Annotated in this window: 19 protein-coding genes and 1 pseudogene; 11 read left to right on the top strand and 9 right to left on the bottom strand. The window is 72.2% G+C overall.

What is annotated here, in order from left to right:
* The first annotated feature begins 78 nt into the window (after window positions 1-78).
* Window positions 79-1,869 (top strand): DEAD/DEAH box helicase, encoded by a 1,791-nt coding sequence (locus ACZ4VK_RS05415; protein ID WP_468348642.1) that lies wholly within the window; start codon window positions 79-81, stop codon window positions 1,867-1,869.
* A gap of 418 nt (window positions 1,870-2,287) precedes the next feature.
* A complete protein-coding gene (locus tag ACZ4VK_RS05410; protein ID WP_015033894.1) occupies window positions 2,288-2,929 on the top strand; it encodes an IclR family transcriptional regulator in 642 nt (213 codons plus the stop codon).
* 486 nt (window positions 2,930-3,415) lie between these two features.
* Here ACZ4VK_RS05410 and ACZ4VK_RS05405 read toward each other — a convergent pair whose 3' ends face one another.
* Complete coding sequence (locus ACZ4VK_RS05405; RefSeq protein WP_468348639.1) at window positions 3,416-4,357, bottom strand: ArsR/SmtB family transcription factor; 942 nt, start codon at window positions 4,355-4,357, stop codon at window positions 3,416-3,418.
* Between the two features lie 84 nt (window positions 4,358-4,441).
* On the opposite strand from ACZ4VK_RS05405, the gene ACZ4VK_RS05400 reads away from it, so the two are divergent.
* Together ACZ4VK_RS05400 and ACZ4VK_RS05395 are read left to right on the top strand one after the other, a co-directional pair.
* Window positions 4,442-5,605, top strand: coding sequence for an alpha/beta fold hydrolase (locus ACZ4VK_RS05400; RefSeq protein WP_468348637.1), 1,164 nt, complete (start codon window positions 4,442-4,444; stop codon window positions 5,603-5,605).
* A gap of 9 nt (window positions 5,606-5,614) precedes the next feature.
* Window positions 5,615-6,409, top strand: coding sequence for a S16 family serine protease (locus ACZ4VK_RS05395; protein ID WP_468348635.1), 795 nt, complete (start codon window positions 5,615-5,617; stop codon window positions 6,407-6,409).
* Here the strand turns inward: ACZ4VK_RS05395 and ACZ4VK_RS05390 are convergent.
* The 4 genes from ACZ4VK_RS05390 to ACZ4VK_RS05375 all read right to left on the bottom strand — a co-directional run bounded on the left by ACZ4VK_RS05390 (window position 6,342) and on the right by ACZ4VK_RS05375 (window position 9,045).
* The gene (locus ACZ4VK_RS05390) at window positions 6,342-7,670 is read right to left on the bottom strand and encodes an MFS transporter (protein WP_468348633.1); all 1,329 of its coding nucleotides are present in this window, start codon (window positions 7,668-7,670) and stop codon (window positions 6,342-6,344) included. The two genes, ACZ4VK_RS05395 and ACZ4VK_RS05390, sit on opposite strands and share 68 nt — an antisense overlap.
* Window positions 7,667-7,858 carry a hypothetical protein gene (locus ACZ4VK_RS05385; RefSeq protein ID WP_468348631.1) on the bottom strand — a complete coding sequence of 64 codons (192 nt, stop codon included), beginning with the start codon at window positions 7,856-7,858 and terminating at the stop codon, window positions 7,667-7,669. The genes ACZ4VK_RS05390 and ACZ4VK_RS05385 overlap by 4 nt, the downstream gene beginning before the upstream one ends.
* An 18-nt stretch (window positions 7,859-7,876) precedes the next feature.
* Complete coding sequence (locus ACZ4VK_RS05380) at window positions 7,877-8,458, bottom strand: ArsR/SmtB family transcription factor (protein ID WP_468348629.1); 582 nt, start codon at window positions 8,456-8,458, stop codon at window positions 7,877-7,879.
* A gap of 113 nt (window positions 8,459-8,571) precedes the next feature.
* Window positions 8,572-9,045 carry an Lrp/AsnC family transcriptional regulator gene (locus tag ACZ4VK_RS05375; protein ID WP_468348627.1) on the bottom strand — a complete coding sequence of 158 codons (474 nt, stop codon included), beginning with the start codon at window positions 9,043-9,045 and terminating at the stop codon, window positions 8,572-8,574.
* A 121-nt stretch (window positions 9,046-9,166) separates the two neighbouring features.
* Between ACZ4VK_RS05375 and hppD the strand changes: the two genes are divergently transcribed.
* Complete coding sequence (gene hppD / locus ACZ4VK_RS05370; RefSeq protein ID WP_468348625.1) at window positions 9,167-10,312, top strand: 4-hydroxyphenylpyruvate dioxygenase; 1,146 nt, start codon at window positions 9,167-9,169, stop codon at window positions 10,310-10,312.
* A 398-nt stretch (window positions 10,313-10,710) separates the two neighbouring features.
* Here hppD and ACZ4VK_RS05365 read toward each other — a convergent pair whose 3' ends face one another.
* Entirely contained in the window at window positions 10,711-12,123 is a 1,413-nt protein-coding gene (locus ACZ4VK_RS05365; protein WP_468348623.1) for a tetratricopeptide repeat protein, read from the bottom strand.
* 98 nt (window positions 12,124-12,221) lie between these two features.
* On the opposite strand from ACZ4VK_RS05365, the gene ACZ4VK_RS05360 reads away from it, so the two are divergent.
* Entirely contained in the window at window positions 12,222-13,589 is a 1,368-nt protein-coding gene (locus tag ACZ4VK_RS05360) for an FAD-binding oxidoreductase (protein ID WP_468348621.1), read from the top strand.
* Between the two features lie 29 nt (window positions 13,590-13,618).
* Here ACZ4VK_RS05360 and ACZ4VK_RS05355 read toward each other — a convergent pair whose 3' ends face one another.
* Window positions 13,619-14,110 (bottom strand): SsgA family sporulation/cell division regulator, encoded by a 492-nt coding sequence (locus ACZ4VK_RS05355; protein ID WP_468348618.1) that lies wholly within the window; start codon window positions 14,108-14,110, stop codon window positions 13,619-13,621.
* 312 nt (window positions 14,111-14,422) lie between these two features.
* Here ACZ4VK_RS05355 and ACZ4VK_RS05350 point away from each other — a divergent pair.
* The 3 genes and pseudogenes from ACZ4VK_RS05350 to ACZ4VK_RS05340 form a co-directional block, all read left to right on the top strand.
* Window positions 14,423-14,542 (top strand): annotated as a pseudogene (locus ACZ4VK_RS05350) (DUF2510 domain-containing protein); the annotation flags it as partial.
* 126 nt (window positions 14,543-14,668) lie between these two features.
* Complete coding sequence (locus ACZ4VK_RS05345) at window positions 14,669-15,982, top strand: RDD family protein (RefSeq protein WP_468348882.1); 1,314 nt, start codon at window positions 14,669-14,671, stop codon at window positions 15,980-15,982.
* Between the two features lie 103 nt (window positions 15,983-16,085).
* Window positions 16,086-16,838 carry an RDD family protein gene (locus ACZ4VK_RS05340; protein ID WP_468348616.1) on the top strand — a complete coding sequence of 251 codons (753 nt, stop codon included), beginning with the start codon at window positions 16,086-16,088 and terminating at the stop codon, window positions 16,836-16,838.
* Between the two features lie 70 nt (window positions 16,839-16,908).
* On the opposite strand, the gene ACZ4VK_RS05335 is transcribed toward ACZ4VK_RS05340, so the two are convergent.
* The gene (locus ACZ4VK_RS05335) at window positions 16,909-17,187 is read right to left on the bottom strand and encodes a hypothetical protein (protein WP_468348614.1); all 279 of its coding nucleotides are present in this window, start codon (window positions 17,185-17,187) and stop codon (window positions 16,909-16,911) included.
* A 330-nt stretch (window positions 17,188-17,517) separates the two neighbouring features.
* Between ACZ4VK_RS05335 and ACZ4VK_RS05330 the strand changes: the two genes are divergently transcribed.
* Window positions 17,518-19,986: an immune inhibitor A domain-containing protein gene (locus ACZ4VK_RS05330; RefSeq protein WP_468348612.1), complete on the top strand. Its 2,469-nt coding sequence runs from the start codon at window positions 17,518-17,520 to the stop codon at window positions 19,984-19,986.
* Window positions 19,987-20,108: 122 nt separating this feature from the next.
* The gene (locus ACZ4VK_RS05325) at window positions 20,109-20,420 is read left to right on the top strand and encodes a hypothetical protein (RefSeq protein WP_389679401.1); all 312 of its coding nucleotides are present in this window, start codon (window positions 20,109-20,111) and stop codon (window positions 20,418-20,420) included.
* Window positions 20,421-20,448: 28 nt separating this feature from the next.
* On the opposite strand, the gene ACZ4VK_RS05320 is transcribed toward ACZ4VK_RS05325, so the two are convergent.
* Window positions 20,449-21,048: a nicotinamidase gene (locus ACZ4VK_RS05320; RefSeq protein WP_468348608.1), complete on the bottom strand. Its 600-nt coding sequence runs from the start codon at window positions 21,046-21,048 to the stop codon at window positions 20,449-20,451.
* Between the last annotated feature and the right edge of the window lie 80 nt (window positions 21,049-21,128).

Below are 21,128 nucleotides of genomic sequence, written 5' to 3'. Positions count from 1 at the left end.
GTCCGGCCCGTCCCGAGTCACCCGCACCGGTAAGGTGGCCCGGTTGTCATATCTGGACGAGCGTCGAACCCGGAGATCGTGACTACTACCACCACCTCCTCCCATCACCTCTCTCCCGCCTTCCCGGGACGGGCCCCCTGGGGTACCGCCGGCAAGCTGCGCGCCTGGCAGCAGGGCGCCATGGAGAAGTACATCCAGGAGCAGCCCCGAGACTTCCTCGCCGTCGCCACCCCCGGCGCCGGCAAGACGACCTTCGCCCTGACCCTGGCGTCCTGGCTGCTGCACCACCACGTCGTGCAGCAGATCACCGTCATCGCGCCCACCGAGCACCTCAAGAAGCAGTGGGCCGCCGCCGCCGCGCGGATAGGGATCAAGCTGGACCCGGAGTACAGCGCCGGGCCGCTCAGCAAGGAGTACGACGGGGTCGCCATCACCTACGCCGGCGTCGGAGTCCGGCCCATGCTCCACCGCAACCGCTGCGAACAGCGCAAGACCCTCGTCATCCTCGACGAGATCCACCACGCCGGAGACTCCAAGTCCTGGGGCGAGGCCTGCCTCGAAGCGTTCGAGCCCGCGACCCGGCGCCTCGCGCTCACCGGTACGCCCTTCCGGTCGGACACCAACCCCATCCCCTTCGTCACGTACGAGGAGGGGAACGACGGGATCCGGCGGTCGTCCGCCGACTACACGTACGGCTACGGCAACGCCCTCGGCGACGGCGTCGTCCGGCCGGTCATCTTCCTCTCCTACAGCGGCAACATGCGCTGGCGCACCAAGGCCGGCGACGAGATCGCCGCCCGCCTCGGCGAGCCGATGACCAAGGACGCCGTCTCGCAAGCCTGGCGCACCGCGCTCGACGCGAAGGGCGACTGGATGCCGAACGTCCTGCGCGCCGCCGACCAGCGGCTGACCGAGGTCCGCAAGTCCATCCCGGACGCGGGCGGCCTCGTCATCGCATCCGACCAGGACTCGGCCCGCTCGTACGCCAAGCTGATCCGCGAGATCACCGGCACCCGGCCGACCGTCGTCCTCTCCGACGACACCGGCGCCTCGAACCGCATCGACGAGTTCAGCGAGAGCACCGACCGCTGGATGGTCGCCGTCCGCATGGTGTCCGAGGGCGTCGACGTGCCGCGCCTCTCCGTCGGCGTGTACGCGACGACGATCTCGACGCCGCTGTTCTTCGCGCAGGCCGTCGGCCGTTTCGTACGTTCACGCAGGCGCGGCGAGACCGCCTCCGTGTTCCTTCCCACGATCCCCAGCCTCCTCGGCTTCGCCAACGAGATGGAGGTCGAGCGCGACCACGTCCTCGACAAGCCCAAGAAGCAGGGCGAGGAGGACCCGTACGCCGAATCCGAGAAGGAGCTGGCGGAGGCCGAGCGCCAGCAGGACGAGGACACCGGCGAGCAGGACATGCTGCCGTTCGAGGCGCTGGAGTCCGACGCCGTCTTCGACCGCGTGCTGTACAACAGCGCCGAGTTCGGCATGCAGGCCCACCCCGGCAGCGCCGAGGAGCAGGACTACCTCGGCATCCCCGGCCTCCTCGAACCCGACCAGGTCCAGCTCCTCCTGCAGAAGCGCCAGGCCCGGCAGATCGCGCACAGCCGCAAGAAGCCGGACGACGAGGCGGACCTGTTGGAGCTTCCGGCCGAACGGCGTCCCGTCGTTTCCCACAAGGAACTGCTCGAACTGCGCAAGCAGCTCAACACGATGGTCGGCGCCTACGTCCACCAGACCGGCAAGCCCCACGGTGTGATCCACACCGAGCTGCGCCGGGTGTGCGGCGGGCCGCCGAGCGCGGAGGCCACCGCCGGCCAGATCCGGGAACGGATCAAAAAGGTGCAGGAGTGGGCCACCCGGATGCGGTGACGCTGTCCCGGTGAGCCGCCGAGGCCCGTACGACCCTGGTCGTACGGGCCTCAGCCGTTCGTGGACTTCCGTCGCGGGTCCCGTCGCCGCGGCCCCCACGGCCGGCCTCCGGGCGGCCTCCACGCCACGGGCACGACAAAGCCGATCTTGTCCGCCGAAGTCCCGCATGCGACCGACGAAGGTCCCGAACCGTCTGTATACGGTCGTCCGCGCCCGGATTCTGGACGAGGTCTTCCGCTGAGCGGAGCGGGTCGCTACTGTCCCGGCTCAAAAGCATTCGCCCCGTGGCAGCGCCGCCGCGGAGCGCAGCCGGTGTACCCCTTCCTGCCGGCGGCCTCTGACGTGCGTCGCCGACGGGACCGGCGACGCAGACCCCGTGAGAGTCCCGCCCACCACTCACTCCGAAGGAGAGGGCGTCGTGACCGCGGAGACCTCCCAGACGCTCGACCGGGGACTCAGAGTCCTCAAACTGCTCGCCGACACCGACCACGGCCTGACGGTCACCGAGTTGTCCAACAAACTCGGCGTCAACCGGACCGTGGTCTACCGGCTGCTCGCCACCCTCGAACAGCACGCGCTCGTCCGCCGCGACCTCGGCGGGCGCGCCCGCGTCGGCCTCGGTGTGCTCAGGCTCGGCCGCCAGGTCCACCCCCTGGTCCGCGAGGCCGCGCTGCCCGCGCTGCGCTCGCTCGCCGAGGACATAGGGGCGACGGCCCACCTGACGCTCGTCGACGGGGCCGAGGCGCTCGCCGTCGCGGTCGTCGAACCGACCTGGACCGACTACCACGTCGCCTACCGGGCCGGCTTCCGGCACCCGCTCGACCGGGGCGCGGCCGGACGCGCGATCCTCGCCGCCCGGCAGGGCGGCCTGATCGAACCGGGCTTCACCCTCACCCACGGCGAACTGGAGGCCGGCGCGAGCGGCGCCGCCGCGCCGCTCGTCGGCGTGACAGGTGTCGAGGGCAGCGTGGGCGTGGTGATGCTCGCGGACGCGGTGCCGGAGCGGGTGGGACCGAGGGTGGTGGACGCGGCGAGAGAGGTCGCGGACGCGCTGCGCTAGGGCGCGCGGCGGGTCCGACGGGCCGGGCCCTGCGCTCGCCCGGGGCGCGCGCGGGCACGTCCCGGGCTGAGCCCATGCCCATCGGGCCGCGCCCGCCTCCCGGGCTGCGCCCATGCCACCGGGCTGCACCTGCCTCCCGGGCTGCGCCCATGCCATCGGGCTGCACCTGCCTCCCGGGCTGCGCCCGTGCCCGCTCGTCCGCCCCGTTGTGGGCATTCGTCCCGCTGGGGCGGGACGGGTGGGCACAACGGGACGGCGCCCCTTGCCGGGCCTAGGCTTCCGGGCCTGGACGTGCACCACTTGTGCGGCGCCGTTGTGGGTTGTGCCCACCCGTTCCGCCCTTGCGGAACAGATGCCCACAACCGGTGCGGCGCCGTCGTGGGTTGTGCCCACCCGTTCCGCCCTGCGGAACGCCTGCCCACAACCGGTGCGGCGCCGTCGCCCTTGCGGAACAGATGCCCACAACCGGTGCGGCGAGCGGGGGCCCTACGGCGGTGTCAGTAGTCGGCCCAGGGCCGTCTGTTCGTGGTGGACCGTGCGGCCCGTGCGAGTCGTCGTGATCAGGCCCGCCGCCCGCAGGGCCGACGTCTGGGCCGAGGCCGTCGCGTTGCTGACGCCCGTCCGTCGCGCCAGCTCCGTCGTCGTACGGGGCTCCCGCAGCGCCCGCAACAGTTCCGTCCTCGTACGGCCGAGGACCCCCGCGAGGGAGGCCGCGCCGCCCGCCGGGGCGAGCGGCAGGCCCCGGCCCGCCGGGTACGTGAGGACCACCGGCCGCTCCGGCAGGTCCTGGACCAGCGGGCCGCCACGCCAGTGGAACGTCGGCAGCAGGATGAGACCCCGTCCGTCGAGCCGGACCTCCGGGCCGTCCCCCGGCCACGACCAGACCCCCTCCCGCAGCCGTGACCCCGGCGCCACCGCCTCAAGCGCCGCCCCCAGGCCCCCCTCGGCGACGGCCAGCGCGTGCCGGGTGAACTCCGCCCGGTGCAGGTCCTGGACCAGCGGCCACACCGGCGCCAGGACCGTCTCGTACGCGGCCCGCTGGGCCCGCTCCAGGGTCCGCCAGGCCTCGGCGTCCCCGTCGTACAGGCCCCGCACCCACGCCGGAACCCGCCGCCGCCCCGCGTACACCCGCGTGATCCCGGACCGTACGAGCGCGGGCGGCGCCGACCGGATCTGCGCGAAGCCGTCCTCCCGCGTCTCGCCGAGCACATCGAGGAAGGCCGGGGCCGCCCCGCCCGGCGCCAGGTCCGCGAGGGGCTCCGCCGCGCCCGGCAGGGCACGCAGGAGCCTGCCGCGCCAGCGCCCGAAGAGCAGCTCCTCGTGCGGGGCGCCGAGCATCAGCAGCGCCGCGTGGAGTTCGGGCACGGGCGAGGGCCGGGCCGCGAACCGCACCCGTGTGTAGTCGCCCTCCGTGAATCGGACCCGCACCGCACAACCCCCTGTCCACCGCAAGCCTTTCGGATGGGACCACAAGCTTCGCCCGCGCCACCCGCCCGCCCAAGGATGCCGTGCATGACCTTCCGCACCCCCGGCCGCCGTGCCGTCACCAAGGGCGCCCTCGCCGGTGCCGCCGCCCTGTTCCTCGGCTCCGTCCCAGCTCCCGCCGCCGCCGGCGGGACGGGGCCGGTGCTCCGGCTGCCCGCGCCCACCGGCCCGTACCCCGTCGGCGCCGTGGTCCGTCATCTCGTCGACCCCACCCGCACCGACCCCTGGGTGCCCGCGATCGGCGTACGGGAGGTCATGGTCACCGTCCTCACACCCGCCGCCCCCGCCTGCGGCCTCCCGCGCATGCCGCAGCTCACCCCGGACGCCGCCGGCGTGTTCGCGTTCCTCGGTCCGCTGATCCGCCCGCACCTGCCGCGCGAGGGTGTCGACTGGGCGGCGACCCTCACCCACGCCCGCCTCGGGGCCCCGCCGCTGCCCGGTCGGCGGCCCGTCCTCCTGTACAGCCCCGGCGGTGGTGACTCCCGCGCCCTGGGCAGTTCCCTGGCGGTCGACCTCGCCTCGCACGGCTGGACCGTCGTCACCGTCGACCACCCGGGCGACGCGAGCGAGGTGGAGTTCCCCGACACCCGGCCGGGACGCGACCGGGTCCGGGCGACGGCGCTGAGCCCCGACATCGACGCGGCGACCTTCCGCACCATGGTCGACACCAGGGTCGCCGACCTCCGCTTCGTCCTCGACGCCCTCGGCCTCGAACGGGTCGGCCTGTACGGGCACTCGGCCGGTGGCACCGCCGTCGCGCAGGCCCTCCACGAGGACCGGCGGATCGCCGCCGCCGCCGTCCTGGAGGGGTACCTGGACTGGATGGACGGCACGCTCCTGCCCATGGCCCGCGACGGCGTGGACCGGCCCGTGCTCCTCGCCGGCACCGACGGCTTCCGCGACGACCGCTTCGACCGGTCCTGGTCGGCGCTGCTCGCGCACGGCGGGCCCGTCGTCCGGCGGCAGCTCGACGACAGCGACCACTGGGTCTTCACCGACTACGCGGCCCTCGTCCCGCAGCTCCACGAGGCCGGTCTGATGACCGCCGAAGGGCGCGCCGACATGGTCGGCACGATCGCTCCCGAGGCGTCCGTACCCGCCGTACGAAGGCTCCTGCGGTCCTTCTTCGCGCGCCACCTGCCCGTACGGGCGACCGTGCCCCCGGGCCGGTGGCCGCTCGCGTCCCAGTAGATTGGGGGCGTGCTCTCCCGTCTCTCCCGCCCCCGTGCGCTCGCCGTCTGCGCCCTGCCCGTCGCCGCGCTCTTCGCCGTCGCCGGTCTCGCGCCGCTGCCGTACGCGATCGCCCAGCCCGGCTCCACCGCCGACGTGCTCGGCAAGGACAAGGGGCGGGAGGTCATCACCGTCACCGGCGCTCCCGTCCGTCCCACCGAGGGACAGCTGCGGATGACGACGATCGTCGCGACCGGACCGTCCACGGACGTGGACCTCGGGGACGTGGCCGACGCCTGGTTCCGTACCGACCGGGCCGTGCTCCCGCACGACTCCGTCTACCCCTCGGGCAAGTCCGACGCCGAGATCGAGAAGCACAACCTCGGCCAGATGAAGAAGTCGCAGGACACCGCGACACTCGCCGCCCTCGGCTATCTGAAGAAGGACCCCGACGAGGTGAAGGTGACCCTGCACCTCGCCGATATCGGCGGGCCGAGCGCCGGGCTGCTCTTCTCCCTCGGCATCGTCGACAAGCTCGCCGGGGACGGTGACGGCGGAGACCTCACCGGCGGCCGGATCGTCGCCGGTACGGGCACGATCGAGGCGGACGGCAGCGTCGGCGCGGTCGGCGGGGTCTCCCTGAAGACCCAGGCCGCCGCCCGGGACGGGGCCACCGTCTTCCTCGTACCGAAGGACGAGTGCGCGGAGGCGCGGGCGGAGCAGCCGAAGGGGCTGCGGCTCGTTCCCGTCACCGCGCTCAGCGACGCGGTGGCGTCCCTGCGGGCCCTGGGGCAGGGCCAGGAGTCGAAGGTTCCGACCTGCTGACCGCTTCCCGGGACGCGGGTTCCGGGGGCGGTGCGTCCATGCCCCGCCAGGCGGGGAAGAGCAGCGGCGAGAGCGTGGCGAGGAAGTAGACCGCGCCGATGCCGAGGAGCGTCGCCGTCAGTCCGGCCCGCTCGACCAGGAAACCGGCCGACAGGCCTCCGAGCGGGGTCGTGAGCAGCACTCCGGCGGTGCTCGCGCCCATGACCCGGCTGCGCAGCTCGTCGGGCACCTGCTCGTACATGACCGTGGTCAGGATCGGGTTGAGCGTGCCGACGCCGAACCCGGCCGCCGCCGCCGTCAGGAGCAGTGGTGCCGTGGTGTCGGTGAGCGCGGCGACGACGTACAGCGGGGCGCCGCCCAGGAGGAAGCCCGCCGTGAACACGGCCCGGCGGGGGAAGCGCTCCCCGACCGCCCCGTACAGCAGGGCGCCGACGAGGGCGCAGCCGCCGAAGACCGAGACGAGCAGGCCCTGCGCGGCCGGTCCGCCGAGCTCCTCCCGGGCGTGGAGCGGGAGGAGGACCGCGCTCCAGCTCTGGTTCAGACCGTTGGTGACCATCACCATGACGGTGATGCCGAGGAGCAGCCGGGCGCGGAACAGGAAGGCGTACCCCTCGCGCAGATCGGCCCGGTAACGGGCGGGGGAGAGGCGGGGGCCGTCCCGCGCGGGCTCCGCCGACGGCACCCCGCGCAGGCCCGCGCCGACGAGCAGCGCGGAGACGCCGAAGGTGAGCGCGTCGAAGAGCAGGACCGTTTCGGCGCCCAGGAACGCGATGAGCAGCCCGGCCGCCGCCGCGCCCGCCATCCGGGCGCCGCGCGCCACGGCGTCGTACAGGCCGGCCGCCCGGGGCAGTGACGTCCCCGCGTGCCGGGCGAGGTCGGGGACGAGGACGTGCCGGGCCATCTCCCCGGGCGCGTGACAGAGGCCGCTCAGCGCCATGAGCGCGCACAGCATCCAGAACTCCAGGACACCGGCGCGGTGCAGCAGCGGGATCGCGGCGAGCGCGAGCCCGCAGACCAGGTCGGAGACGATGCTGACCCGGCGGCGGCCGAGCCGGTCGATGACGGGACCGCCGACGATGGCGGAGACGAGGACGGGCAGGGCGGCACAGAAGGCGACGACCCCGGCCTTCCCAGGGCTTCCGGTGGTGTCGAGCGCGAACCACGGGACGCCGATGAGGGTGAGCGAATTGCCGGTGATCGAGACGGCGTTGGCGGCCAGGACGGTGAACAGCGGCCGTTTGTCTCCCCCCGGAGCGCTCATGCGGCCAGGGTGACCGGGCGGCGGTCCACGGGGGTGGCAAGGCGCAGACCCAGCTCGACGAGCCGCCAGCCGAGTTGGACGCGGAGGGGCGGGGCGGGGGCGGTGGGGACGTCGATGGCGTGGGCGGCGGCGCGGTGGAGCTCGGCGGCGGTGAGGGTGTGCAGCTGGAGGTGGATGTCGGCGTGCATGACCGGGGGTCCCTTCCGTCAGTTCTCGTGCTGCGGGAACGCGTGCAGATGGATCCGTACGCGCTCGGCGTCCGGCGCGTCCGCCTCCTCGACGTCTCGGTACGACTCGATGAGGGCGTGCATCTTCTGGTCGAGCTCGCGGAGCTTCTCGGGGGGCAGCCGCAGGGTGAAGTCGCTCATGTCGGAGGCGCCGAGCCAGCTCTCGTCCCAGTCGTGCCGGGTGCCGAGGTAGGTGCTCAGTTCCTGGGTGTGGATGGTCGCGATCTCGTGCACGTAGATGTCGAGGGCGCCGCGGACCTCCGGGTCCGGGTTCCGGTACAGCGATTCGTCGACCGTGGTGCCCTGGTAACCGGCCTTCCACCACCGCTCCCGTCCCTTGCCGCGCGTCGGGTCGTCCTCGACGAAGCCGTGGGCCGCGAGCTGGCGCAGGTGATAGCTGGTCGCGCCGCTGGACTCGCCAAGACGCTCGGCCAGTTGGGAGGCGGTGGCGGGGCCGTGGATGCGCAGGGCGCGCAGCAGCTGGATGCGGAGCGGGTGGGCGAGTCCGCGCAGGGAGCGCGGGTCCAGCTGACGGCTCAGGAATTCCTCGGGCTCGGACATGCTCAGAGCGTAGAGTTGCAAAGAACCAGTTGCAAGGAGTTTTTTGCAACTGGTTCTTTGCAGCTTGTTCTTTGCGTCGCGAGGGGGCCGGCAGCGGCTCGCTCGTCGACGACTCAGCCGACGTCCTCCGCCGCCTGCTCCACCAGCGGGATGATCCGCAACGGCACCGGGTTCTCCATCACGATCGCCGTCGACGCCCGCACGATCCCCTCGAAGGCCACCACCTTGTCGATCACCCGCTGGAGGTCCGCGTTCGAGCGGGCCACGAGCCGGCACAGCATGTCGCCGTGCCCCGTCGTCGTGTGCAGCTCGAGCACCTCCGGCACCGTCGCCAGATGCCCCCGCACGTCCGCGCCCTGCCCCTGCTTGATCTCAAGGGTCGCGAACGCCGTCACGGGATAGCCGAGCGCCGCCGGATCCACCTGCGGACCGAAGCCCCGGATCACCCCGCTCGCCTGGAGCCGGTCGAGCCGCGCCTGCACGGTCCCGCGTGCCACCCCGAGCCGGCGCGATGCCTCCAGGACCCCGATGCGCGGCTCCCGGGCCAGCAGCACGATCAGCCGGCCGTCCAAATGATCGATCGCCACGAGGGCCTCCCGATGGTCACCATGTACAAGTCGCCCGCCGATGCTGCCCGATCGCTGTACACATTGACCAGCCTCTGAGCAAACTATTGCGCACCTTGCGGGGCAGCGCGACGCTTCTCCCATGACTGAGACCATCGATCACACCCCCTCCACCGCGCGTAAGGCCGATCCCTTCCCGGTCAAGGGAATGGACGCGGTCGTCTTCGCCGTCGGCAACGCCAAGCAGGCCGCGCACTACTACTCCACGGCCTTCGGCATGAAGCTCGTCGCCTACTCCGGACCGGAGAACGGCAGCCGCGAGACCGCCAGCTACGTCCTCACCAACGGCTCCGCCCGTTTCGTGTTCACCTCCGTCATCAAGGTCACCACCGACCACGGCCGATTCCTCGCCGACCACGTCGCCGAGCACGGTGACGGCGTCGTCGACCTGGCGATCGAGGTGCCGGACGCGCGCGCCGCGTACGCGTACGCCGTCGAGCACGGCGCCACCGGTCTCACCGAGCCGCACGAGGTGAAGGACGAGAACGGCACCGTCGTCCTCGCCGCCATCGCCACGTACGGCAAGACCCGCCACACCCTCGTCGAGCGCTCCGGCTACGACGGCCCGTACCTCCCCGGCTTCGTCGCCGCGAAGCCGATCGTCGAGCCGCCGGCCAAGCGCACCTTCCAGGCCATCGACCACTGCGTCGGCAACGTCGAGCTCGGCAAGATGAACGACTGGGTCGGCTTCTACAACACCGTCATGGGCTTCACGAACATGAAGGAGTTCGTGGGCGACGACATCGCGACCGAGTACTCGGCGCTGATGTCGAAGGTCGTCGCGGACGGCACCCTCAAGGTGAAGTTCCCGATCAACGAGCCGGCGATCGCGAAGAAGAAGTCGCAGATCGACGAGTACCTGGAGTTCTACGGCGGCGCGGGCGTCCAGCACATCGCCCTCGCCACCAACGACATCGTCGCCACCGTGCGCGCGATGCGGGCCGCGGGCGTCTCCTTCCTCGACACCCCCGACTCGTACTACGACACCCTCGGCGAGTGGGCCGGCGAGACCCGGGTGCCCGTCGAGACCCTGCGCGAGCTGAAGATCCTCGTCGACCGCGACGAGGACGGCTACCTGCTGCAGATCTTCACCAAGCCGGTCCAGGACCGCCCGACCGTCTTCTTCGAGATGATCGAGCGTCACGGCTCGATGGGCTTCGGCAAGGGCAACTTCAAGGCGCTGTTCGAGGCGATCGAGCGCGAGCAGGAGAAGCGCGGCAACCTGTAGCTGCCCGCCGCCGCCGAGGCCCCGGGGCTACTGGCCCGCCCGGGGCCTCGGCGTCGCGCCTGCCGCCCGCCGTCGCCGGCTGCGCCGGGCTGCCCGCCGCTCTGGCTGCGCCCGTGCCCGTGCCCGTGCCCGTCTCTCGGGCTGCGCCCGTGCCCGCTCGTCCGCCCCGTTGTGGGCATTCGTCCCGCTGGGGCGGGACGGGTGGGCACAACGGGACGGCGCCCCTTGCCGGGCCCAGGCTTCCGGGCCTGGACGTGCACCAGTTGTGCGGCGCCGTTGTGGGTTGTGCCCACCCGTTCCGCCCTTGCGGAACAGATGCCCACAACCGGTGCGGCGCCGTCGCCCTTGCGGCACAGATGCCCACAACCCCGGGGAGCGGCCCCGCACCTGAACGTGTACTACCGCGTCGCCTTCGGCGGGTCCGGCGGGTCCGGTGGGTTCGTCGGTGCCGGGCGCACGTCCCTCGGGAGTTCGTCCGGTGGCTCCCCCACCGCCCCCAGCGCCTCCCTCGCCCGAGGGGCGTGCAGCGGTGAGAAGGCCGGGTTGATCCGCAGCGCCTCCGTCAGGTGGCGGCGGGCCGGGCCCCGTTGTTCCAGGGCGCGTTCGATCTCGCCGAGGTGGTACGAGAAGAGCGCGCTCCGCAGCCCCTCGTCCGTGGCCCGTTTCGCGTACTCGAGCGCCTCCATCGGCTGCCCCGACCGGTACAGCGCCCAGCCCAGCGCGTCCGCCACCCGCACCGAGCGGTGCCCCCGCTCCCACTCCGCCCGCATCCGGGCCACCGCCGCCGCAGGGTCGCCGTGGTCCGCGTCGAGGAGGGCGAGGGCCACTTCACCCCGCGCCCACGTGCCGGTCCGCAGCCGCTCGTACAGGGCCCGCGCGTCCCCGTCCAGGCCCAGCGACTCGTACAGCTCGCCGGCCTCCAGGACGTACTCCGGCAGCGGCAGCCTCGCCAGTGCCGCCCGCCAGTCCCGCAGCGCCTCGTCGGTGCGGCCGAGCGCCGCGAGCGCCCGCGCCCGGCCCGCGAGTGAGGGCCCGTGGTCCCGTACGAGCCGCAGAGAAGACCCGAACCGCGCCAGCGCCTCCTCCGGTTCGCCCCGCTCCCACGCCAGGTCACCGATGCGCGCGAGGGCCGCCGCCTTCTCCGTGTCCGTCTCGGCGAGCGCCGCCGCGTCGAGGGCCGCCGCGTCCGCGTCCTCGCGCCAGCCCCGGTCGCGGTACGTCTGTGACGCCCGGGCACGCACCACCGCGCCCGCGTGGAGCCTCTCCAGGGTCTCCATCGCCTTCTGGGCCGCCTGATAGTCCCCGAGGCCGTTGTACGCGTCCATCAGGACCGGGTACACCGGCCAGCGCCGCGGCTCCGCCTTCCGTACCTTCTCGCCCCACTCCTTCGCCGTCCTCCAGTCGCCGCGCGCCCCCGCGAGCGCCCCGAGCCCCAGCTGAGCGGCCGGGTTGCCCTGCGCGGCGGGCCGTTCGGCGAGGGAGCGGCGCAGTGCCCGCTCGGCCCTCGGGTAGTCCCGTACGTCTCCGGTCCGGGTGCCCCGCTCCGTGTACGCCGCGCCGAGCTCCGCCCAGGACGCGTCGTCGTCCGGGTGGGCGCGCAGCCACTTCTCCCGGTCGGTGATCAGCGCCGCCAGGTCCGGCAGCGCGGCCTGCGCGCCCGCGTGGGCCGCGATCGTCGCCCGCTCGGCGGGACCCGGCGCGCGCGGCGGGGCCTGGCCGACGAACTCGGGGACGTACAGCAGGGCCGTCGCCGCGAGCACCGCGCCCACTCCGGCCGCGAGGACCGTCCTCGACACGTTCTGCGTCTTCATGGCGCTCACTCTGCGCCCGCCCGCACCTGTACGAAGAGCACACGAAGCGCCCACCCCGGCGGGTTCACACCGATGGCCGCGGGTGCCACGCTGGACGCATGGACGATCTTCTGACGCGGCTGCGCGCCGGGCTCCCCGCCGAGGCGCTGCTCACCGATCCGGACGTGACCGCCTCCTACGCGAACGACATGGCGAGCTTCTGCGCGGCCGGCACCCCCGCCGTCGTCGTGCTGCCGCGCACCGTCGAACAGGTGCGGCACGTCATGCGCACCGCGACCGAACTCCGCGTCCCCGTCGTCCCCCAGGGGGCCCGTACCGGCCTGTCCGGAGGCGCCAACGCCTCCGAGGGCTGCATCGTGCTCTCCCTGGTCAAGATGGACCGCGTCCTGGAGATCAACCCGGTCGACCGGATCGCCGTCGTCGAACCGGGTGTGATCAACGCCGTCCTGTCACGGGCCGTCGCCGAACACGGTCTGTACTACCCGCCGGATCCCTCCAGCTGGGAGATGTGCACCATCGGCGGGAACATCGGCACCGCCTCCGGAGGCCTGTGCTGCGTGAAGTACGGGGTGACCGCCGAGTACGTCCTCGGTCTCGACGTCGTCCTCGCCGACGGCCGGCTCCTGACCACCGGCCGCCGCACCGCCAAGGGCGTCGCCGGTTATGACCTGACCAGGCTCTTCGTCGGTTCGGAGGGCAGCCTCGGCATCGTCGTCAAGGCCGTGCTCGCCCTCAGGCCGCAGCCTCCCGCGCAGCTCGCGCTCGCCGCCGAGTTCCCCTCCGCGGCCGCCGCCTGCGCGGCCGTCTGCGCGGTCATGGAGGCCGGGCACACCCCCTCGCTGCTCGAACTCATGGACCGCACCACCGTCCGGGCGGTCAACGAGCTGGCGCGCATGGGTCTGCCCGACACCACCGAGGCGCTGCTCCTGTGCGCCTTCGACACCCCGGACCCGACGGCCGACCTGGCCGCCGTCGGGGAGCTGTGCGCGGCGGCGGGCGCCACCGAGGTCGTCCCGGCCGCGGACGCCGCCGAGTCCGAACTCCTCCTCCAGGCACGCCGGCTCTCCCTCACGGCCCTGGAGACCCTCAAGTCCGCGACGATGATCGACGACGTGTGCGTGCCGCGGACGCGACTCGCCGAGATGCTCGACGGCACGTCGGCGATCGCGGAGAAATACGACCTGACCATCGGGGTCTGCGCGCACGCCGGAGACGGCAACACCCACCCCGTGGTCTGCTTCGACCACACCGACGAGGACGAGTTGCGGCGCGCGCGGGAGTCCTTCGACGAGATCATGGCGCTCGGACTCGCGCTCGGCGGCACGATCACCGGCGAGCACGGCGTGGGCGTCCTCAAGAAGGAATGGCTGGCGCGGGAGCTGGGGCCGGTCGGCCTCGAACTCCAGCGGGGGATCAAGGCGACGTTCGACCCGCTGGGGCTGCTCAACCCCGGAAAGCTCTTCTGAGAGCGCCGGTACGAGGGACAGGTGGCGGGTCACAGCTCGCCGTCCTGCGACTCGTCCGACGGCCACGGGTCGCGCAGCCACAGCTCGTCGGAGATCACGGTGGTCGCCAGGAGTTCGGTGAGCCCGTCGTCGATGCCGAGCCGCTCGGACTCCGTGCCCGGCGGCACCGCGCGCAGGGTCCGCTCCAGCCAGGCGGACACCTGCGCGGACGGGGCTTCGAGCAGGGCGTCGCCGTCGGGCGAGGAGAGCGCCATCAGGACGATGCCGCGGCCTTCGACCTTGGTGGGCCAGATGCGGACGTCGCCGTGCCCGCAGGCCCGGAAGACCCCCTCGACGAGGAGTTCGCGCGCGAACGTCCAGTTGACGGGGTGGTCCGTGCCGATGTGGAAGGTGATGTGGACGGCGTACGGATCGTCCGTGCGGTAGGCGAGCCGGGCGGGGACGGGGACCGCGCGCTCGGGGGAGAGCACCAGCTTCAGCTCCAGCTCGCGCTCGACCGTGGTGTTGTCGGTGTTCTGCATGGCCGTACTTCCTCTCGCGGACCGGCCCCGGTCGGGCCTTCACCAGGAGAGAGCGGGGTACCCACGGCTCATTACGCGACTTCGGGAAGTTTTTTTTCGGGAAGTTTCTCCGGCCGTCCCCAGGGCAGGGATCCATCGGCCCGAACATCACCATGAGTGATCGATTCCGGTACGTGTCGCCCGAAGGCGGGGCTTTCTCGCGGGCTCCTTGTCCCCTCGGGGACGTTCTTCGTTACTGTCCTCCTTGGGCGCGGCACGCCCGGCGCGCGGCCGTGCGGATCAAAGGCGTTGTGACTGAACGGAGTCGGGGCAGTGGCTACTCCTCCTGGAGGCGGCGGAGAGGTACCGCAGGCGGGGTACTACCCGGACCCGTCCATTCCCGGGTACATCCGGTACTGGAACGGGGGAGCGTGGGTTCCCGGCACGAGCCGGCCCGCGCCCTCGGAGGGCGAGGTTCCGCCGCATCCGCCCGCCTCGGCGGTCCCGGCAGGCCCGAACCTGGCCTCGGGCCCGTCCCCGGCCCCGGTCATGACCCCCGCACCGGCACGGCCCGAACCCGTGAAGCCCGAGCCTGTGCACCCCGAACCGGCGTACGCGGAGCCCGTACGGCAGTCCCGGCCCGAGCCGGCGCACACCGCACCCGTAAAGCCCGAGCCGGCGCGCGTTGATTTCGTACGGCAGCCCTCACCCGAGCCGTCACAGCCGTCGCAGCCGTCACCGTCGGCGCCCGCTCCCGCGCGGCCCGAGACCTCCGTGCCCGCCCAGGTCCGGACGTCCGCGCCCGTACCCGCACAGGCCCACGCCCCCGCCCCCGTACCGGCGGTGGAGGAGACCGGGCCCGTCTTCTTCGACGAGGAGCCGGCCGACCCGGAGCCCGCCTCCGCGTGGCAGGCGGACAGCTCCCGCCAGACCGGCTTCGGCGGCGACCGCGACCAGAAGGTCTCCTGGGGCGCGCCCGACCCGCGCACCCCGGCGGAGTGGCCGGTCGCCGGTGCGAGCGAGCCCGCCGAGGCGCGGGCGGCCACCCCCGAGCGGACCGCCGACCCCCGGACGGCCGGGGGAGCGGCGCGGCTCGGCGGGATGCCGGTCACACCGATCCCGACGCCTGCCCCGACGCCCACCCCGACGCCTGCTCCAGCGCCGCGGACGCAGCCTCAGGCCCAGCCCCAACCCCAGCCCGCCCCCGCCCCCGTGGCCCAGGCTCCGGCCCCCGCCCAGCAGGCGCCCACCCCCGTGCACCAGTCGCCCGCACCCGCCGCGCCCTCATGGGCCCAGCAGGCGCAGCCCGCGGCCCAGGTCCCGGGCAGCGCCCAGGAGCAGGGGCAGCCCGTCGTCCCCTGGAAGCCGCCCGTCGACGACCTGTTCGTCCAGGCGGCCCGGGCGCAGTCCTCCGCGCGTCCCGCCGGGCTCGGCAGGCGGCTGCTCGCCCGGCTGATCGACACCGTGTTCCTGGGCGCGCTGGTGGGCGGGGCCTCGTTCCCGTTCGTGACCGCGGCCCTCGACCACATCGACGGCAAGATCGAGGCGGCCAGACAGTCGGGCGTCACCGTCCAGGTCTGGCTGCTCGACGGGACCACGTCCGTCCAGTTCGGCATCGCGCTGGCCTCGCTGTTCGTCATCGGTGTCCTGTACGAGGCGCTGCCCACGGCCAAGTGGGGCCGCACGCTCGGTAAGAAGCTGTGCGGGATCGAGGTGCGGGACATCGAGTCGCACCAGCCGCCGCGGTTCGGGGCGGCCCTGCGCCGCTGGCTCGTCTACAGCGTCCTGGGGCTTCTGGTCATCGGCGTGTTCAACGTCCTGTGGTGTCTGTTCGACCGCCCGTGGCGCCAGTGCTGGCACGACAAGGCGGCCCGCACCTTCGTGGCGCGCTGAGCCGTCGGCCGGACGGCGGCGTCAGCCCCGGCACGGTGACGGGGGTCCCCCGAACGGGCGGTGATTCCTTGCGGGGGCGCCGTGCCCGGGATGCACTGCCCCCATGAGCACCGACCAGCCGCCGCCCGGCCAGCCGCCCGAGGAGGACCCGTTCCTCAAGAGGCCCCAGGAGCCCCCGCCGCCCTCCGCGGGCCAGCCGCCCCCGCCGCCGTCCGGTGGCGAGCCGCCGCCGGGAGGCCCCCCGCCGGGGAGCCCGTACGGCCCCGGGGGCGGTAGTCCCTACGGCCCCGGGGGCGGTTCCCCGTACGACGGCGGCATGCCTCCGCCGCCTCCGTACGGCGGTTACGGCGGGGGGTACGGCGGGACGGATCCGCTCTCCGGGATGCCGCCGCTCGCCGAGTCCGGCAAGCGCATCATCGCCCGGATCATCGACTGGCTGATCATCGCGATCCCGCTGGCGGTCATCGGCATCCCGTTCGACATCTACACGCGGGCGACCGACGACGGCAACGACTTCGGTGACACGGTCAACAGCCTCAACGGCGGGAGCCAGCTGGTCTTCCAGCTCATCACGATCGTCGCGTACGTCGCCTACGACACGGTGATGACGGCGAGGAACGGCCAGACCATCGGCAAGAAGCTGATGAAGCTTCGGGTCGCGATGCTCAACGACGGCTCGACGCCCCCGATGAGCCAGTCGCTCCTTCGGGCCCTCGTGCTGTGGCTGCCGGCACTGATCTGCTGCGCCTGTCTGTGGCCGCTGCTCATCCTCATCCTGATCCTGGTCGACAAGCCTTACAAGCAGGGTCTGCACGACAAGGCGGCGAAGACGGTGGTGGTGTCCGTCCCGCGGTGAGCCGTCACGGACGAACGGTCACGACGAAGGATCACGACGAAGGTCACGACGAAGGATCACGGACGAAGCGTCACGAACCGGTCCGGGTGTCCGCCCCCGCGCCCACGCGCGCGGTCGGTACCCGGATCTCTTCGTTCCGCCGGGGCGAGGGAACCCGCTCCGCGACCTTGACGGGCGCCGTCCGCACCGGCATCGTCACCGCCACGAGCAGGCCGAGCAGCAGTCCGGCGAGGCTGATGGCCGTGATGCCCAGGGTGGTCGTCGTACGGGTGAGCAGCAGGAGGGCGACGGTCGCGAGGACGACGGTGGCCGAACCGTAGGCGAGCTGCGCGGCGTTCGGACGCTGCATGACGGATACCGTCCCCTCCGGACATTCGGGTCGACTCTACGACGCTCGATGCCCATGGCGGATGCGGGGTAAGCGTGACCTTACCCACGGTGCTGTTGCACGGAGGGGCGCACGGGGGCACGAAAGCCCCAACTCTCCCCCTGTGTGCGCCGCCCATCCGTCCGTTTATCGGAATCCTCCTCCCACATAGTGCAGTTGGTCTGTGCAAGTCAAGATCTGTCTTTTCTTGTCTCTCTCCGGTCGAATGTCGTCACTTGTGACGCGCGACCCCCGCCGGACGGACACCCCACCTTCGGTCCGAGGCGAGGGCGCCGGGGAGGACTACATCAAGTGACCAACAGACGACGGGCGATCAGAACGTCCGCAGTCGTCGTGGCGCTCGCGGCCACCGCCGCCACCGCCTCGACCTTCACCACCGCCTGGGCCGACAATCACGGCAGCGTGACGCCGGCCGACGTCCGTCACGACCCGGCGCCCGGCGCCGGCGACGGACACGGGCACGGGCACGACCACGGCGCCGACAAGACGGCCGTGGACCACGACCTCGACGGTCCCTTCAGCAACCAGCAGGAGCAGCAGCGCAAGGCCGCCCTGGAGCAGGTGCTGAACGGCGAGGCCAAGGTCGAGCGCCGCGGCGGCTCGCAGGTCGTCAAGCTCGACAGCAAGAAGTACGTCGAGCTCGGCCGCGAGAAGACCGACAAGATCTTCACGATCCTCGTCGAGTTCGGCGACAAGGTGGACAACACCACCCTGGTGGACCGCGCCGACGACGAGACGGACGAGCTGAAGCCGAAGTTCGGCGGCACGCCCGGCCCGCTGCACAACCAGATAGAAGAGCCCGACCGTGCCAAGGACAACTCCACGGCCTGGCAGGCGGACTACGACCAGAAGCACTTCCAGGACCTGTACTTCGGTACCGGCAAGGGTGCCGACGGCCAGCCCAAGCAGTCGCTGAAGACCTACTACGAGAAGACCTCGTCCGGCCGGTACTCGGTCGAGGGCGGCGTCTCCGACTGGGTCAAGGTCGAGTACAACGAGGCCCGTTACGGCTCGAACTACTGCGGCAACAGCAACTGCGCCAACGTCTGGGACGCGGTCCGCGACGGCGTCACCGCCTTCGTCGCCGACCAGAAGGCCAAGGGCCGCACCGACGCCCAGATCAAGGCCGACATGGCCCAGTACGACCTCTGGGACCGGTACGACTTCGACGCCGACGGCAACTTCAACGAGCCCGACGGCTACATCGACCACTTCCAGATCGTCCACGCGGGCGAGGACGAGTCGGCGGGCGGCGGCGCCCAGGGCGGCGACGCCCTGTGGGCCCACCGCTGGTACGCGTACGGCACCAACGCCGGCAAGACCGGCCCGGCGAACAACAAGGCCGGCGGCACGCAGATCGGCGACTCCGGCATCTGGGTCGGCGACTACACGATGCAGCCCGAGAACGGCGGCCTCGGCGTCTTCGCGCACGAGTACGGCCACGACCTCGGCCTCCCGGACCTGTACGACACCTCGGGCCGCCCCGGCGCCGAGAACTCGACCGGCTTCTGGTCGCTCATGTCGTCCGGTTCCTGGCTCGGCCGCGGCAAGGACGCCATCGGCGACCTGCCCGGCGACATGAACGCCTGGGACAAGCTGCAGCTCGGCTGGCTCAACTACACCAAGGTGGCGAACGAGGCCCGTGCGTGGAACTCCACGCACAAGCTGGGTGTGGCCGAGTACAACACCAAGAACCCGCAGGCGCTCATCGTCGAGCTGCCGAAGAAGGCCGTCACCACCGACGTCGTCGCGCCCGCTGAGGGCGCCACGCAGTGGTGGAGCAACATGGGTGACGACCTCAAGAACACCCTCACCCGCTCCGTCGACCTGACGGGCAGGACGTCCGCCTCCCTGGAGCTCCAGGGCTGGTACGACATCGAGCTCGACTACGACTACCTCTACACCGAGGTGTCGACCGACGGCGGCGCCAACTGGACGGCCCTCGACGGCACCGCCGACGGCAAGGCGCTCCCGCGCGACGCCAGCGGCGCCCCGGCGCTGACCGACGTCTCCGGCACCCACAAGAAGCTCGTCTACGGCCTCGACGCCTACGCGGGCAAGAAGTTCGACCTCCGCTTCCGCTACCAGACGGACGGCGGCGCGGGCGGCAAGGGCTTCACCGCCGACGCCATCACCCTGACCGCCGACGGTGCCACCGTCTTCTCGGACAACGCCGAGAACGGTGACAACGGCTGGACCGCCAAGGGCTTCTCGCGGGTCGGCAAGGGCTTCACCAAGGAGTACGAGCAGTACTACATCGCGGAGAACCGCCAGTACGTCTCGTACGACGCCACCCTCAAGGTCGGCCCGTACAACTTCGGTTTCGCGGGTGAGAAGTCCAGCTGGGTCGAGCACTACCCGTACCAGAACGGTCTGCTCATCTGGAAGTGGGACCTCTCCCAGAAGGACAACAACACGGCGGTCCACCCGGGCCAGGGCCTGATCCTTCCGGTCGACTCCCACGCCACCCCGCTGAAGTGGAAGGACGGCACCCTGATGCGCAACCGCGTCCAGGCGTACGACTCCACCTTCGGCACCTACCGGACCGACTCCCTCCTCCTCCACAAGGCGGACGTCCCGACGTGGGTGAACTCGCAGCGCGGGAACCCGGTCTTCGACGACCGCAAGGGCACGTACTGGTACCCGGAGACCGAGCGCGCCGGCGTCAAGGTAACTGACACCAACACCAAGATCGAGGTCGTCAAGGAGCCGCTCAACGGCCAGACGATCACGGTCCGCGTGGGTCCGTCTGCCAAGTAATCGGTAAAACCGCAGGTCAAAACATGATCGGCCGTCGCCCTCTAGCGGGCGGCGGCCGATCGTGTTTAGGTGCGTCTGACGCTTTTCTTATTGACATTCAATCCACGGGGGAGTGGTTCCGCATGCCCAACGGAGGGTTCTGCAAGTTGCCCGGAGGCAGCGTGGTCGTCGCGATAGGGCTGCCGAGCCCGGCCCGCGACGGCGTCACCGTCCGCTTCCTGGTCCACGCGGCGAACCGGGCCCGCGCCCTCACCCGGCTGCGGAACCTGGGGCTGCGAGCGGTCTACCTCCGCGGCAACAGCGAGCCCCCCACCCCGGACGAGGTCACGGCCGTGCTGCACCACCCCGACGGTCTGCTCTGGAGATCCACCCCGGGCGCCGCCCAGGAGCTCTGGCACCCCGTACGGTCCCTCCCCAGAGCACCCGCCGCCTAGGGCGGGCCCGGCGGATCATGGCCGGGGGTCAGGCCACCACCGGCCGGCCCGTCAGCTCCACGCCCGCCGCCCGCAGCTCCTCAAGGGCCCGGTCCGTCGTCTCCTTCGCGACGCCCGCCGTCAGGTCGAGCAGCACATGGGTGCGGAAGCCCTCGCGGGCCGCGTCCAGGGCCGTCGCCCGGACGCAGTGGTCGGTGGCGACACCCACCACGTCGACCTCGGTGACGTCCCGCTCGCGCAGCCACTCCGCGAGCGTCCGCCCGTTCTCGTCGTGCCCCTCGAAGCCGCTGTACGCCGCGTCGTACGCGCCCTTGTCGAAGACGGCGTCGATCGCCCCGCTGGCGACGGCGGGCGCGAAGTTCGGGTGGAAGCCCACCCCCTCCGTACCGGCCACGCAGTGCACCGGCCAGGAGGTGACGTAGTCCGGCTCCTCGCCCTCCGGGGCGAAGTGCGCGCCCGGGTCGACATGGTGGTCACGGGTCGCGACCACGTGCCGGTAGGAGCTGCCCGCCGTCTGGCCGACCAGGTCGGTGATGGCGGCGGCGACGTCCGCGCCGCCGGTCACCGCGAGGCTGCCCCCCTCGCAGAAGTCGTTCTGCACGTCCACAACGATCAATGCGCGGTGCATGGCGGGTGTCCTTAGCGGGTCGGGGAGGGGTGGGTCCGAGCCTAGAGACTTCCCCCTCCCGCCGGGAGGGGGCGTCCCGA

It is taken from the genome of Streptomyces sp. NPDC028711, assembly GCF_055565415.1.
This window is presented reverse-complemented; position numbering and strand designations above follow the sequence as displayed.

Coding starts and splice junctions, on each gene's coding strand:
- ACZ4VK_RS05380 (WP_468348629.1), bottom strand. CDS start 8,458: ATGTCCGAGCCCGAGGAATTCCTGAGCCGTCAGCTGGACCCGCGCTCC.
- ACZ4VK_RS05340 (WP_468348616.1), top strand. CDS start 16,086: ATGAGCACCGACCAGCCGCCGCCCGGCCAGCCGCCCGAGGAGGACCCG.
- ACZ4VK_RS05325 (WP_389679401.1), top strand. CDS start 20,109: ATGCCCAACGGAGGGTTCTGCAAGTTGCCCGGAGGCAGCGTGGTCGTC.
- hppD (WP_468348625.1), top strand. CDS start 9,167: ATGACTGAGACCATCGATCACACCCCCTCCACCGCGCGTAAGGCCGAT.
- ACZ4VK_RS05355 (WP_468348618.1), bottom strand. CDS start 14,110: ATGCAGAACACCGACAACACCACGGTCGAGCGCGAGCTGGAGCTGAAG.
- ACZ4VK_RS05335 (WP_468348614.1), bottom strand. CDS start 17,187: ATGCAGCGTCCGAACGCCGCGCAGCTCGCCTACGGTTCGGCCACCGTC.
- ACZ4VK_RS05360 (WP_468348621.1), top strand. CDS start 12,222: ATGGACGATCTTCTGACGCGGCTGCGCGCCGGGCTCCCCGCCGAGGCG.
- ACZ4VK_RS05320 (WP_468348608.1), bottom strand. CDS start 21,048: ATGCACCGCGCATTGATCGTTGTGGACGTGCAGAACGACTTCTGCGAG.
- ACZ4VK_RS05385 (WP_468348631.1), bottom strand. CDS start 7,858: ATGCACGCCGACATCCACCTCCAGCTGCACACCCTCACCGCCGCCGAG.
- ACZ4VK_RS05390 (WP_468348633.1), bottom strand. CDS start 7,670: ATGAGCGCTCCGGGGGGAGACAAACGGCCGCTGTTCACCGTCCTGGCC.
- ACZ4VK_RS05400 (WP_468348637.1), top strand. CDS start 4,442: ATGACCTTCCGCACCCCCGGCCGCCGTGCCGTCACCAAGGGCGCCCTC.
- ACZ4VK_RS05365 (WP_468348623.1), bottom strand. CDS start 12,123: ATGAAGACGCAGAACGTGTCGAGGACGGTCCTCGCGGCCGGAGTGGGC.